Raw genomic sequence first — 12706 nt, 5'->3', positions numbered from 1 at the left:
CCCGGGCACCCCGGCCCCCTTCCCGAAAGGCACATCACGATGAACGGCAAGGACGTCCGCAAGCTCGTCATCGCCTGCGACGCCGGCATGGGCAGCAGCGTCATGCTCGCCGGCCAGCTCCGCAAGGCGCTGAAGAAGAGCGACGTGACGGTCGAGCACACCCCCGTCGACTCCATCCCGGCCGACGCCGACGTGGTCGTCACGCACACCGGGCTCGCCGACCGCGCCCGGCGCGGCGCGGGCGGCGCGCCCGTGGTCGCGTTCGAGGTCTACCTCGGCGACCCCGCCGTCGACCGGCTGGTCAAGGCGATCAAGGACGGCGGTGAGGTCGGTGGCTGACCGGGCGGCCGGCCTCCTCGCCCCCGAGGCGATCCGGCTGGACGCCCGCGCCGCCGGCCGCGACGACGCGGTCCGCCTGTGCGGGCAGGTCCTGGTGGACATCGGCGCGGCCGAGCCCGGCTACATCGACGCGATGCTCGACCGGGAGCGGTCGATCTCCACCTACCTCGGCGAGGGCGTGGCCATCCCGCACGGCACGAACGAGGGCCGCGACCTCATCCGCCGGGACGCGCTGGCCTTCGTCCGGTTCCCCGAGGGGGCGGACTGGAACGGCGAGCCCGTCACCGTGTGCATCGCGATCGCGGCGCGCGGCGACGGCCACATGGAGATCCTCGCCGAGCTGGCACAGGCGCTGATGGACCCCGACAAGGCACGCGAACTGCGCGAGGCAGACGATCCCGACCGGATCCTCGCCCTCCTCGACCCGCGCGCCGAAGAAGAGCACACGACAGACCCGCTACAGACTGGACAGGGACACACCGTATGAAGGTCGCCCGTTTCTACGCACCCGGCGACATCCGCCTGGAGGACGCGCCGGAGCCGGCGCCCGGCCCGGGTGAGCTGAAGATCCGCGTCCGCAACTGCTCGACGTGCGGCACCGACGTCAAGATCTCCCGGTTCGGGCACCACCACATCGACCCGCCGCGGGTGATGGGGCACGAGATCGCCGGCGAGGTCGCCGAGGCCGGCCCGGGCGTCGCCGGCTGGGCGGCGGGCGACCGCGTCCAGGTCATCGCCGCCATCCCCGACGGCGCGTGCCCGGAGTGCCGCCGCGGCCGGATGACCGTCTGCGACGCGCAGGAGTCGATGGGGTACCACTACGACGGCGGGTTCGCCGAGTACATGATCGTCCCGGCGAAGGTGCTGGCGGTGGACGGGGTGAACCGCATCCCGGACGGCGTCTCGTTCGCCGAGGCGTCGGTGGCCGAGCCGCTCGCCTGCGTCCTCAACGGCCAGGAGCTGGCGGGCGTCGGCGAGGGCGACGACGTCGTGGTGTTCGGGTCCGGGCCCGTCGGCTGCCTGCACGTGCGGGTCGCCCGCGCCCGCGGCGCCGCCCGCGTGTTCCTCGTCGAGGTCAACGGCGAGCGGCTCGCCCGGGGTGCGGCGATCGTGAAGCCCGACGCCGCGATCGACGGGAGCGCCGCCGACGTCGTCGCGGAGGTCCGCGGGCTCACCGGCGGCCGCGGCGCGGACGTCGCGATCACCGCGGCGGCGTCGGGCGCGGCGCAGGAGCAGGCGCAGCGGCTCGTCGCGCCCGGCGGCCGGGTCAGCCTGTTCGGCGGGCTGCCCAAGGACGCCCCGGTCATCTCCGTCGACGCCAACCGCGTCCACTACCGGGAGCTGTCCCTGGTCGGCGCGAACGGGTCGAGCCCCGCGCACAACGCCCGCGCGCTGGACCTGATCGGCTCCGGGCGGGTCCCGGTCGAGGACCTCATCACCCACCGCCTTCCCCTGGACGCCCTGCACGACGCCCTCGACCTCGTCACCCGGGGCGCCGCGATCAAGGTGACGATCGAACCCTGACCCGAAGGAGGCAGCCGTGCCCGAACGCACCGTCATCATCGGCTCGGCGCAGGGCCTGCACGCCCGCCCCGCGAAGATCTTCGTGCACCGGGCCGCGCAGCAGCCCGTCCCGGTGTCCATCCGCGCCGGGGACCGCGCGCCGGTCCCGGCGAGCAGCATCCTCGGCGTGCTGTCGCTCGGGGCCGCCCAGGGGACGGAGGTGGTCCTGTCCGCCGACGGCGACGGCGCGGACGCCGTCCTGGACGAGCTGGCCGAGCTGCTCGCCGGGGACCTGGACGCCGAGGAGCCCGACCATGTCTGAAGCGGCACCGTCTGAAGCGGCACCGCCGCGGCGGCCCGCGGCGGAGCTGCGCGGTCTCGGCGTCAGCCCGGGCGCGGCGGCGGGGCCGGCGGAGGTGATGGGGCCCGCCCCCGAGCTTCCGCCGCCCCGGGCCGTCACCGACGCGGAGGCGGAGACCGGCCGGGCCGTGCGCGCCCTGGCGGCGGTCGAGGCCGAGCTGGACCGGCGGGCCGCGGCCGCGCCGGCGCCGGAGGCCCGGGAGATCCTCGCGGCGCAGTCGGCGATGGCCGCGGACCCGATGCTGGCCGCCGGCGTCCGGAGCCGTGTCGAGCGGGGCGCGGACGCGGCCCACGCCCTGCACGGCGCGTTCGCCGAGGCGGCGCAGGCGCTGCTGGCGGCGGGCGGTCACTTCGCGGACGTCGCGGGCGTCGGGCTGTTCCGCACCGAGTTCCTCTTCCTCGGCCGCCGGGAGGAGCCCGGGCCGGACGAGCAGGCCGCCGCGTACGCGGAGGTGTTCGCGGCCGCCGGCGACCGGACGGTCGTCGTCCGGACGCTGGACGCGGGCGCCGACAAGCCGCTGCCGTTCCTGCGCATGCCGGACGAGCCGAACCCGGCGCTCGGCGTCCGCGGCCTCCGCGTCGCCCGGCGGCGCCCGGACGTCCTCACCACCCAGCTGGAGGCCATCGCCGCCGCGGCCGCCGAGACCCGCGCCCGGGTCGCCGTCATGGCGCCGATGGTGTCCACACCGGCCGAGGCGGACGAGTTCGTCGCGCTCGCCCGCGACCGCGGGCTGCCCGTGGCCGGCGTCATGATCGAGGTGCCGTCCGCCGCGCTGCGGGCCGCGCGGATCCTGCGCGAGGCGGAGTTCCTCAGCATCGGCACGAACGACCTCAGCCAGTACACCCTCGCGGCCGACCGGCAGAGCAGCGACGTCCCGGAGCTGCTCGACCCGTGGCAGCCCGCCGTCCTCGACCTGGTCGCCCGCTGCGCGGAGGCGGGCGGCGCCGCGGGCAAGTCCGTCGGGGTCTGCGGCGAGGCGGCCGCCGACCCGCTCCTCGCCCCCGTGCTGGCCGGGCTCGGCGTGACCCGGCTGTCGATGGCGCCGCGCGCGCTGCCCGCCGTGCGCGCCGCGCTGCTGCGGCGCACGTTCGGCGAGTGCGCGGACCTGGCCGAGCGGGTGCTGGCCGCCGACGGCCCGGCCGAGGCGCGCGGACTGGCCCTGGCCCACCACAATGGAGGCGGTTAGGAGCGCGACGGGACGGGTGGGGCGACGGTCATGTACGCCGAAGAACGACAGCAGGCGATCCTCGCGCTGGCGCGCTCCAAGGGCCGGGTGGACGTGGTCGCGCTGGCCGAGGAGTTCTCGGTCACCACCGAGACGATCCGCCGCGACCTGACCGTCCTGGAGCGGGCCGGGACGGTCCGGCGCGTGCACGGCGGCGCGATGCCGGTCGAGCGGCTCGGCTTCGAGCCGGAGCTCGCGGCGCGGGACGCCGTGATGACCGAGGAGAAGCAGCGCATCGCCAAGGCCGCGCTGGCGGAACTGCCCGACGAGGGCTCGATCATCGTGGACGCCGGCACGACCACCGCGCGGTTCGTCCAGCTGCTGCCGGCCGACCGCGAGCTGACCGTGATCGTGAACTCGCCGCCGCACGCCTCGGTGCTGGCCGCCCGCCCCAACCTCACCGTGATCATCCTCGGCGGGCGGGTGCGCGCCCGGACGCTCGCCACCGTGGACGACTGGGTGCTGCGCCCGCTGGCCGACCTGTGGGTGGACGTCGCGTTCATGGCGACCAACGGCTGCTCGGCCGAGCGCGGGCTGACCACCTCCGACCAGGCCGAGGCCGCGGTGAAGCGGGCGATGATCGCCTCGTCGCGGCGCCGGGTGCTGCTGGCGGACCGCACCAAGATCGGGCACGACCACCTGGTGCGGTTCGCCGGGCTGGCCGACATCGACGTGCTCATCACCGACACCGGACTGGACACCGACCTGGCCGCCGACCTGGCCGCCGCGGGACCGGAGATCATCCGGGCGTGACCCCCGCCGGCGAGCCCCGCGACCGGGCGGGCCGCCGGGTCGGGCGCGGCGGCGGGCCGCCCCGCCTGCCGGTAGGCTGTCGGCGCCGCGCCGGGGTCGGAGGGACACTCCGGCCGATCCCGGACGGAGGCAGAGCATGACGCGGGCGCCCGCGCACGAGGCCACCGGCGACCTGCCCCTCCCCGGCAGGCTGCTCGCCGTCGCGACGCGCATGTTCGCCGAGAAGGGCTTCGAGAACACCTCGGTCCAGGAGATCGTGGACGCGGCGGGCGTCACCAAGGGCGCGATGTACCACTACTTCGGCTCGAAGGACGACCTCCTCTACGAGATCTACCACCGGCTCCTGCGGCTGCAGATGTCACGCCTGGAGCGCATCGCGGACGGCCCCGGCAGCGCGGGTGAGCGGCTCCGCGCGGCGGCCGTCGACGTCCTCGACACCTCGTTCCGGCACCTGGACGACTTCACCGTCTTCTTCCGCTCCACACACCTGCTGTCCCGCGACCACCGCGAGGCCGTCCGGGCCGAGCGCCGCCGCTACCACGAGCGCTTCCGCGCCCTCGTCGAGGAGGGCCAGCGCGAGGGCGCGTTCCGCGGCCGCACGCCCGCCGGCATCGCGGTGCACTTCTTCTTCGGCACCGTCCACCAGATCGGCACCTGGTACCGCCAGGACGGCCCCCTCGACACGGCCGCCATCAGCGAGCACTACGTCGATCTCTTCCTGAACGGCCTCAGGAACTGACCGGGCGGGTCACTCGACCAGCAGGGAGAGGATCTCGGCGACGCAGACGGGCTTGTCGCCCCCCTCGCGCTCGATCGTCACGCGGACCTTGGCGCGCGCCCCGGCCGGCCCCCGCTCCAGCGACAGCAGCTCGGCGCCCGCGCGGATGCGCGAGCCGACCGGCACCGGCGCGGGGAAGCGGACCTTGTCCGAGCCGTAGTTGACGCCCATCGACAGGCCCTCGACCCGGTAGATCTCGGACGCGAGCATGGGGAGCAGCGACAGCGTCAGGTAGCCGTGCGCGATCGTCCCGCCGAAGGGGCCCCGCGCCGCCCGCTCGGCGTCGACGTGGATCCACTGGTGGTCGCCGGTCGCGTCGGCGAACAGGTCGACCCGCTCCTGCGTGATCGTGTGCCACTCGCTGTGGCCCAGGTGACCGCCGACGGCCTTCTCCAGCTCGTCCACTCCGCTGAACGTCCGCATCCCGCGACCTCCGTGAAAGACACCTGCCGTGACCCTCAGATCTCAACATACCGACCGGTTGGTATGCAACGGTCCGGGATGGACGGCCCGCAGCGCGCGGACCGTCCCCGGCCGGCGGGCGGGACGGCCCCGCGGCGTCCGCCCCGGCGCCGCGAGGCCCTCCGGCCCGCCGGCAGGTCGCCGGCGCGTGCGGCTGACGCGCGGACCCCCCTCCTGCACACGGCCCGCCGGCACCGCCACGCCTCCGGCTCACCATGCACAGCGCCCGCGCGCCGTGATGCGTCACGCACGCCGCCGTTCGGCCGGTGCCGCCCATGGCCCGCCAGGGCGCGCGTCCCGGCACCGGTTCCGGGGACCAGTGTCCCAGCCGCGCCCCTCGGACGGGGGCGACACCGGGCTGCAGAGGGCGAAATCGCAGCGACGTGCCGGAACGTGGGCAAGCTGTACATCAGACCACAAAACGAACTCGGTTTTTGTGCGCGCGCGTACGTAGCGGCGGCGGCGCCGCGCGCGTTAGATCTGCGCTATGAAGATCGCCGCGCGGGCGGCGACGATCGTCGCGACCCTTCTCGCGACGCTCGGCGCCCACCCCCTGCCCGCCGGGGCGTCCGACGACGCTCCAGGAACGTCCGAGCACACGATCGCCATGGGCGACTGGAACCGCCCCTACCTCCTGCACCTCCCGCCGGAACGGAGGCCGCGCGAGCCGGTGCCGCTCGTCGTGGCGCTCCACGGCGGCCTGAACGATCCGGAGTACGTCCGCAGGCAGAGCGGCCTGGACGAGGCCGCCGACGAGGCCGGCTACGCCGTCGCCTACCCCGAGGGCCTCCTCGGCACGTGGAACGCGGGGGCGTGCTGCTGGTTCGCCCGCTGGGCCGGGGTCGACGACGTCGCGTTCCTCGACGAGCTGATCGACACGCTGGTGGAGCAGCGCGTGGCCGACCCGCGCCGGGTCTTCGTGACCGGGTTCTCCAACGGCGGCGGCATGGCCTACCGCTACGCGTGCGAGCGCTCGGCGAGGGTCGCCGGCATCGCGGTGGTGTCGGGCGCCCTCGCCATCGGCTGCACGCCCGCCCACCCCACGTCGGTGCTGGCGTTCCACGGGACCTGGGATCCGTCCGTCCCCTACCACGGCGGCGGGAACATGGACGCGGGCGTGGAGTTCCCGTTCTTCTCCGTCCAGGTCACCATGGAGTACTGGCGGTGGCTGAACCGGCTGCCCGCGCTGTCGTGGCCGGTGACCGGCGGCCCGGACGGCTGCGTCGGCACCGGCCCCGGACCGCGCGTCGTCGCGCTCTGCACGGAGCAGCAGGGCGGCCACGAGTGGCCCGGTTACGCCAGCGGCCTGATGCTCGACTTCTTCACCGCCCGCCCGTCGCTGCCCAAGACGGCCTGAGCCGAGCACGGCGGGGTCCGGCCGGACCCCGCCGTGCTCAGGCGCGCTCAGCCGGGTTCAGGCGGACTCGGCCTTGGCCGCGGCCGCGGCGATCTTCGGGACGACCTGCTCGATCAGGTGGGGAACCGACAGCGGGGTCGGCGTGCGCAGCGGCCAGAACTCCTGGAGGCTGACCGGCACGTAGGAGCCGCGCTCGACGACCGCCAGGTCGGCGAACAGCTTGCTCTCCTCGATCCGCTTCTTCGTGGCCGGGTCGTCGTTGTGGTGGCTGATCAGCACGTCCACGTCGAGCACCGAGATCTTCTCCATGCTGAGCTCGGCGGCGAAACCGTCACCGGGGAGCCTCTCCAGCGACTCGGGCAGCTCCATCCCGAACTGGCCGAGCAGCTTGGCGCTGGTGTCCTCGCGGGACTTCATCACCGCGATGTTCCCGTTCGGGAAGACGCTGGTGAACGCGAACGTCCGGCCCTTCAGCTCGGGGTGCTTCTCCTTGACCTGGGCGATCTGGCCGTCCACTTTGCCGACCAGCTCCCTGCCGTCGTCGGGCCGGCCGATGGCCTTGGCGACCTGGAGGGTGATCTGCTGCCACGCGTCCTCGGCGGGCCCGGTCTCGTACGCGACGGTCGGCGCGAGCTTGGAGAGCTTCTCGTACTCCTTGTCGATGTAGAAGTCGCCGGCGGCCAGGATCAGGTCGGGCCGCAGCGCCGCGACCTCCTCCAGGTTGTGCCCGGCCTCGCCCGCCTTCAGCAGCTTGGGCCGCGCACCGGTGATCTTCGGAGCGTTCCAGGGGGCGAGCCCGTCGTCCTGCACGCCGGTCAGCTCGGCCATGCCGACGGGCGTGACGCCGAGCGCGAGCAGCACGTCCTGGTCGATCTCCCCCAGCGCGACGATCCGCTTCGGCTCGGACTCGATCGTGGCGGTGCCGAGCTTGTGCGTGACCGTCACGGGGAAGGCCCCGCCGCCCGCCCCGCCGGCGCCCTCCCCCGCCGGTTCGTCGTCGCCGCACGCGGCGGCCGTACCCAGGCTGAGGACGAGCGCCGCGGTAATGGCGGCACGCCGCATCATGGTGCGCATAAGAGGACCGGGCCTTCCAGAATCATATTTATGGTCGGCGTGATCTTAGGTTAGCCTCACCTAAATCTTCAAGATCCTGATCGCATGACCCGGCTCACGGGCCCGGGCCCCGTCCGCCGCGCCGGGCCGCCCTCTCACCGCAGATCAGCCGGGGCTAGGCTCCCCTCGATCGATCATCGGCAGAGGAGAACCCCGGTAATGCTGCGGCGTGTGGCCATGGACGTCAGCCCCCTGCGGGACAGCAAGGCGTTCCGGGACGTGTTCGTGGCGCGCACGGTTTCGGTCTTCGGGATCGGCATGCTGGCGGTGGCGGTCCCCCTGCAGGTCTACGCGCTGACCGGGTCGACGGTGCACGTCGGCGCCGTCGCCGGGGCCGAGGGGTTCGCGCTGCTCGCCGGGTTCCTGTGGGGCGGGGTGCTGGCCGACCGGTACGACCGGCGGCGCCTGATGCTGCGGGCGCGGACCGCCGCGGGGATCGGGTTCGCGCTGCTGGCGCTCAACGCGTTCCTGCCGGCCCCGTCCGTCGCCGCCGTCTATCTGCTGGCGGCGTGGGACGGGCTCGCCACCGGGGTCAGCGTCACCGCCCTGCTGGCCGCGACGCCGGCGCTGGTCGCGCCGGACAAGCTCGTCGCGGCGGGGGCGCTCAACGCGCTGACCGTGCGGCTCGGGTCGATGGTCTCGCCCGCGCTCGGCGGGCTCGTGGTGGCGGGGTTCGGGGTCGGGTGGAACTACGCGGCCGCGGCTGCCGGGACGCTCGGCACGATCGCGCTCCTGACGCGGCTCCCGCCGCTGCGCCCGGAGGTGGTGAACGAGGGCGAGAACCCGCTGCGGGCCATCGGGGACGGGTTCCGCTTCGTGGTCTCGCACCGGGTCGTCGGCTCGCTCATGCTGCTCGGGACGCTGTTCATGGTCGCGGGCGGCATTCCGGTGCTGATGCCCGCGTTCGCGACGCAGAGCCTGGACGGCGGCGCCACCACGGTCGGGTTGCTGTTCGCCGCTCCCGCGTGCGGTGCTGTGCTCGCGTCCGTCACGAGCGGGTGGGCCGGGACGGTGCGGGCGCCGGGCATGGCGCTGCTCGTCGCGTCCGTCGCCGGCTTCGCCGCGCTGGCGTGCCTCGGCCTGGCCCGGCATCCGGCGCTGGCGGTCACGATCCTGTTCGCGTACGGGTTCGTGGAGTCGGTCGAGGAGATCCTGCGGTACGGGCTGATCCAGTCCCATACGCCTGACTCCCACCTGGGGCGCGTGAACGCGCTGTGGGCCGCGCAGGAGACCGGTGGCGGCGCCATCGGGGCACTGGGGGCGGGGGCCATGGGCCGTTACCTGGCTCCGGGCGCCGCGATCGTGGTCTACGGGACGGTCAGCGCCGTGCTCGCGCTCGCGCTGGCCGTCACCCTCACCGGCCTGCGGACCGCGACGCTGCGTCCGGACCCGAAGCCGGGCTGACGGCGCCGGCGCCCGCCGGGCCCGCCAGGTCCGGTCACGTCGTCCCCTTCCGCGCGGTCGCCGACAGCAGCCACGCCAGGTAGACGCCGCCGAGGACGCCGGTGACGATGCCGACGGGCATCGCGACCGGCAGGTGGAGTGAGACGAGGTCGGACGCGGCCAGCAGCGCGGCGCCGGTGAGCGCGGCCGGCAGCAGCTGCGCGCCGGGGCGCCGGGTCAGCCGCCTGGCGAGCTGCGGCGCGACGAGCGCGACGAACGGGACCGGCCCCACCGCGGCCGTCGCGGCGGCGACGAGGCCGACGCCGGCGGCCGTGAGCAGCGCCCGCGTCCGCTGGACGGGCACGCCGAGGGCCCGCGCGGTGTCGTCGCCCAGCTCGCCCATGCCGAGGGGGCGGGCGAGCAGCAGCGCCGCCGGGACGAGGACGGCCAGCGCGATGCCGAGCGGGACGGCCTGGCTCCAGTCCCGCCCGTTCAGGCTGCCGGTCAGCCAGAACGCGGCCTCGTACCCCTCGCGCAGCTCCGCGCGGGTGAGCAGGTAGAAGTTCGCCGCCTGCAGCATCGCCGCCGCGGCCACGCCGATGAGCACCAGCCGGACGCCGTGGACGCCGCCGCCCCTGCGGTAGGCGACCGCGTAGACGGCGAGGGCGGTCAGCACGGCGCCCGCCGCCGAGCTGGTCGTGATGGCGACGGCGCCGCCGCCGAGCACGAGGATCTGCAGCAGCGCGCCCGTCGCCGAGCCCTGCGTGAAGCCGATGATGTCGGGGCTGCCGAGCGGGTTGCGGGAGATGCTCTGGAAGACGGCGCCGCTGAGCCCGAAGGCCAGCCCGGCGAGGAGGCCGGTGACGGCGCGCGGCAGCCGCAGGGTGGTGACGATGAACTCGGTGGCGCGGTCGCCCTGCCCGAGGAGGGCGAGCAGCACGTCCCGCGGTGCGATGGGGAACTCACCGGAGCCGACGACAAGGACGGCGGCGCCGGCCGCGACCGCCGCCAGCACCGCGCACACGGCCAGTGCCCGCGGCTCCCAGCGCACCGAGAGCGAGCCCGCCCGCAGGACCCGCGGCTTCAGGTCGGCCTTCACAGGTCGCGCGTCCTTCCCCGCCGGACCATCAGCGCGAACAGCGGCGCGCCGAGGAACGCGGTGACGATCCCGGTCTCCAGCTCGCCGGGCGTGACGACGCGGCCGATGACGTCGGCGGACAGCAGCAGGACGGGGGCGAGCAGCAGCGAGCACGGCAGCACGCGCCGCTGGTCGGGGCCGACCATGGCGCGGACGATGAACGGGACGGCCAGCCCGAGGAACAGGATCGGCCCGGCCGCGGCCGTCGCGGCGCCGCACAGCACCACGATCGCGAGGGCGCCGAGCGCGCGGGTCCGCCCGGGGCTGGAGCCGAGGGCGCGGCCCGCCTCGTCGCCCAGGGCGAGCGCGTTCAGCGGGCGGGCGAGCAGCAGCGCCAGCGCCGTCCCGGCGACGACGAACGGGAGGATGCGCACGAAGACGGAGATGTCCCGGGCGCCGACGGAGCCGACCTGCCAGAACCGGAAGCCGTTGAAGCTCTGCGGGCTGAGCAGCATCACCCCGGCCGTCAGCGCGCTGAACACGGCGTTGACCGCGGCGCCGGCGAGCACCAGCCGCCCGGGCGACGCGCCGCCCCTCCCCCGCGCCCCGATCATGTAGACCAGCGCGGCGGCGCCCGCCGCGCCGGCGAACGCCGCCCACACGTAGACGAGCGGGTCGTCCACCTGGAACGCGCCGATGACGATGACGACCGCGAGCGCCGCCCCGCCGTTCACGCCGAGCAGGCCCGGTTCGGCGAGCGGATTGCGGGTGAGCGCCTGCATGACGGCGCCGGCGAGCCCGAGCGCCGTGCCCACCGCGATCCCGAGGAGCGTCCGGGGCAGCCGCAGCTCGTGGACGATCAGCTCGGCGCGCGAGTCGTCGTCCGGGGAGAGCACGCCGGGCAGCACCCGCCCGAGCGGGACGTCGCCGGCGCCGATCGCGAGGCTGGCGGCGATCGCCGCCAGCAGCGCGGCCGCCAGCGCGGCGAGCCACCACCGGTACGCCCGGCGGTGAGCGCCGGGCGGCCCGTCCGCCTGCGCAGGTGAGGGCGGTGGTTTCCGCACGGGGGACAGCACGGCGTAAGGGTAGCCTAAGCTAACCAGGCCGGGCGACGGCGGTGTGGATCACGGGGTCCCGTGGCCGGGGTGGGCGAGGAGCCACGTCCAGATCTCGGCCGGGTCCTCGGCGGTGCGCCGGGCGCCGCAGTGGCAGATGCCGGTGAGGCGGTCCGACCCCGGCGACCACTCCACCCGCAGCCGCCCGCCGCTCACCGGGCGAGCAGGGATCACCGGGCCGGCCGGGCTCATCGGGCGGTCTGCCGCTGCAGGATGCGGCGCGCGGCGAGGCCGCCGGTGTCGATGTTGATGGACAGCTCCTGGTAGCCCTCCGGCTCGGTGGCGATCACCTTCTCCAGGGTGTTCAGCGCCTCCACGTCCTGGAGGACGACCGTCCGGTTGCTCTCGGCGAGGAACTCCGAGACGCCCTCGTCGTCGAGGGCGAAGTCGCGGGCGACCATCCAGAAGTCGTGCGTGGTGGTCTCGGTCTCCGGCGTGATGGCGTAGACGATCTCGGCGTGGCAGGCCCTCGGGTCGTCGCCGTCCGGGCCGGGCTCGATGCCGGTCGGGGCGATGCGGCTGTGCAGGAGGTACAGGCACGGCGGGTGGTACTCGATGTCCTGCCACCGGTCGATGCGGCCCTCGATGCCCGTGGACTCGCGGTAGAAGGACGGGCACTCGACGTCCTTCATGCGGCGGCTCACGTAGATGACGCCCGCGTCCTCGTCCACCTCGGTGGTGATGGGGGTCTGCGCCACCTCGGGCGTGCCGATGTAGCCCGCGTGCAGGTACGTCTCGTGGGACAGGTCGAGCAGGTTGTCGACCAGCAGTTCGTAGCGGGCGTCGAGGTGCTCCATCCCGCGGACGGTCACGTAGCCGGGCGAGTCCAGCCACGGGGCGCGCGGGATGGCCTTCGCGTCACCCTCCCCTTCGCCGATCCAGACCCAGACGAGCGAGTCCTGCTCGACGATCTGGAACGCGGGGACGCGGGCGGTGCGGGGAACGCGCGTCTGCCCCGGAACGGCGACGCACACCCCGTCGGGCGCGTAGGTGAACCCGTGGTAGCCGCAGACGATGTCGTCGCCGTCCCGGTTGCTCTCCGACAGCGGGAAGCGGCGGTGCACGCAGCGGTCGGTGAGCGCGACCGCCTCCCCCGCCCGGGTCCGGTACAGGACGAGGGGTTCGCCGCAGACGGTCCGGGCGAGGAGGCCGTCGCCCACCTCCTGGCTGTAGGCGGCCACGTACCACTGGTTGCGTGCGAAGACCATGGGGCGCTCCTCCGGAGGACGGCGGGTGGAC

At 74.7% G+C, this 12706-nt stretch carries 15 protein-coding genes; 9 read left to right on the top strand and 6 right to left on the bottom strand.

Annotated features, from left to right (window positions below; all coding sequences use genetic code 11):
• Window positions 1–39: 39 nt before the first annotated feature.
• From IEZ03_RS03740 to IEZ03_RS03710, 7 genes are all read left to right on the top strand, one after another.
• Entirely contained in the window at window positions 40–339 is a 300-nt protein-coding gene (locus IEZ03_RS03740) for a PTS lactose transporter subunit IIB (RefSeq protein ID WP_184884092.1), read from the top strand.
• Window positions 332–826: a PTS mannitol transporter subunit IIA gene (locus tag IEZ03_RS03735; RefSeq protein ID WP_184884090.1), complete on the top strand. Its 495-nt coding sequence runs from the start codon at window positions 332–334 to the stop codon at window positions 824–826. The genes IEZ03_RS03740 and IEZ03_RS03735 overlap by 8 nt, the downstream gene beginning before the upstream one ends.
• Complete coding sequence (locus IEZ03_RS03730) at window positions 823–1863, top strand: zinc-dependent dehydrogenase (RefSeq protein ID WP_184884089.1); 1041 nt, start codon at window positions 823–825, stop codon at window positions 1861–1863. Before IEZ03_RS03735 ends, IEZ03_RS03730 begins: the two co-directional genes overlap by 4 nt.
• Before the next feature lie 16 nt (window positions 1864–1879).
• On the top strand, window positions 1880–2164 hold the full coding sequence (locus IEZ03_RS03725) for an HPr family phosphocarrier protein (RefSeq protein WP_131979043.1): 285 nt from the start codon (window positions 1880–1882) through the stop codon (window positions 2162–2164).
• On the top strand, window positions 2157–3389 hold the full coding sequence (locus IEZ03_RS03720) for a putative PEP-binding protein (RefSeq protein WP_184884087.1): 1233 nt from the start codon (window positions 2157–2159) through the stop codon (window positions 3387–3389). Before IEZ03_RS03725 ends, IEZ03_RS03720 begins: the two co-directional genes overlap by 8 nt.
• 30 nt (window positions 3390–3419) lie before the next feature.
• Window positions 3420–4181: a DeoR/GlpR family DNA-binding transcription regulator gene (locus tag IEZ03_RS03715; RefSeq protein WP_132046085.1), complete on the top strand. Its 762-nt coding sequence runs from the start codon at window positions 3420–3422 to the stop codon at window positions 4179–4181.
• Between the two features lie 136 nt (window positions 4182–4317).
• The gene (locus IEZ03_RS03710; RefSeq protein ID WP_184884085.1) at window positions 4318–4920 is read left to right on the top strand and encodes a TetR/AcrR family transcriptional regulator; all 603 of its coding nucleotides are present in this window, start codon (window positions 4318–4320) and stop codon (window positions 4918–4920) included.
• Between the two features lie 9 nt (window positions 4921–4929).
• On the opposite strand, the gene IEZ03_RS03705 is transcribed toward IEZ03_RS03710, so the two are convergent.
• Window positions 4930–5382 carry a MaoC family dehydratase gene (locus IEZ03_RS03705; protein WP_184884083.1) on the bottom strand — a complete coding sequence of 151 codons (453 nt, stop codon included), beginning with the start codon at window positions 5380–5382 and terminating at the stop codon, window positions 4930–4932.
• A gap of 526 nt (window positions 5383–5908) precedes the next feature.
• Here IEZ03_RS03705 and IEZ03_RS03700 point away from each other — a divergent pair.
• A complete protein-coding gene (locus IEZ03_RS03700) occupies window positions 5909–6778 on the top strand; it encodes a CE1 family esterase (protein ID WP_184884079.1) in 870 nt (289 codons plus the stop codon).
• Between the two features lie 57 nt (window positions 6779–6835).
• On the opposite strand, the gene IEZ03_RS03695 is transcribed toward IEZ03_RS03700, so the two are convergent.
• The gene (locus IEZ03_RS03695; RefSeq protein ID WP_184884077.1) at window positions 6836–7843 is read right to left on the bottom strand and encodes an iron-siderophore ABC transporter substrate-binding protein; all 1008 of its coding nucleotides are present in this window, start codon (window positions 7841–7843) and stop codon (window positions 6836–6838) included.
• Window positions 7844–8050: 207 nt separating this feature from the next.
• On the opposite strand from IEZ03_RS03695, the gene entS reads away from it, so the two are divergent.
• On the top strand, window positions 8051–9295 hold the full coding sequence (gene entS / locus IEZ03_RS03690) for an enterobactin transporter EntS (RefSeq protein ID WP_184884076.1): 1245 nt from the start codon (window positions 8051–8053) through the stop codon (window positions 9293–9295).
• A gap of 34 nt (window positions 9296–9329) precedes the next feature.
• Here entS and IEZ03_RS03685 read toward each other — a convergent pair whose 3' ends face one another.
• The 4 genes from IEZ03_RS03685 to IEZ03_RS03670 are packed head-to-tail and all read right to left on the bottom strand — an operon-like array spanning window position 9330 to window position 12675.
• Window positions 9330–10373 carry a FecCD family ABC transporter permease gene (locus IEZ03_RS03685; RefSeq protein WP_229807988.1) on the bottom strand — a complete coding sequence of 348 codons (1044 nt, stop codon included), beginning with the start codon at window positions 10371–10373 and terminating at the stop codon, window positions 9330–9332.
• Window positions 10370–11428 (bottom strand): FecCD family ABC transporter permease, encoded by a 1059-nt coding sequence (locus IEZ03_RS03680; RefSeq protein WP_184884074.1) that lies wholly within the window; start codon window positions 11426–11428, stop codon window positions 10370–10372. The genes IEZ03_RS03685 and IEZ03_RS03680 overlap by 4 nt, the downstream gene beginning before the upstream one ends.
• Window positions 11429–11476: 48 nt before the next feature.
• A complete protein-coding gene (locus IEZ03_RS03675; protein ID WP_221480707.1) occupies window positions 11477–11623 on the bottom strand; it encodes a hypothetical protein in 147 nt (48 codons plus the stop codon).
• A gap of 32 nt (window positions 11624–11655) precedes the next feature.
• A complete protein-coding gene (locus tag IEZ03_RS03670) occupies window positions 11656–12675 on the bottom strand; it encodes an aromatic ring-hydroxylating dioxygenase subunit alpha (protein WP_184884070.1) in 1020 nt (339 codons plus the stop codon).
• Window positions 12676–12706 lie beyond the last annotated feature (31 nt).

Source organism: Actinomadura livida (genome assembly GCF_014648675.1).
In the GTDB taxonomy this organism is placed as follows: domain Bacteria; phylum Actinomycetota; class Actinomycetes; order Streptosporangiales; family Streptosporangiaceae; genus Spirillospora; species Spirillospora livida.
Note: the sequence above shows the minus strand (reverse complement) of the source record. Positions and strands in the feature narration are given on the sequence as shown.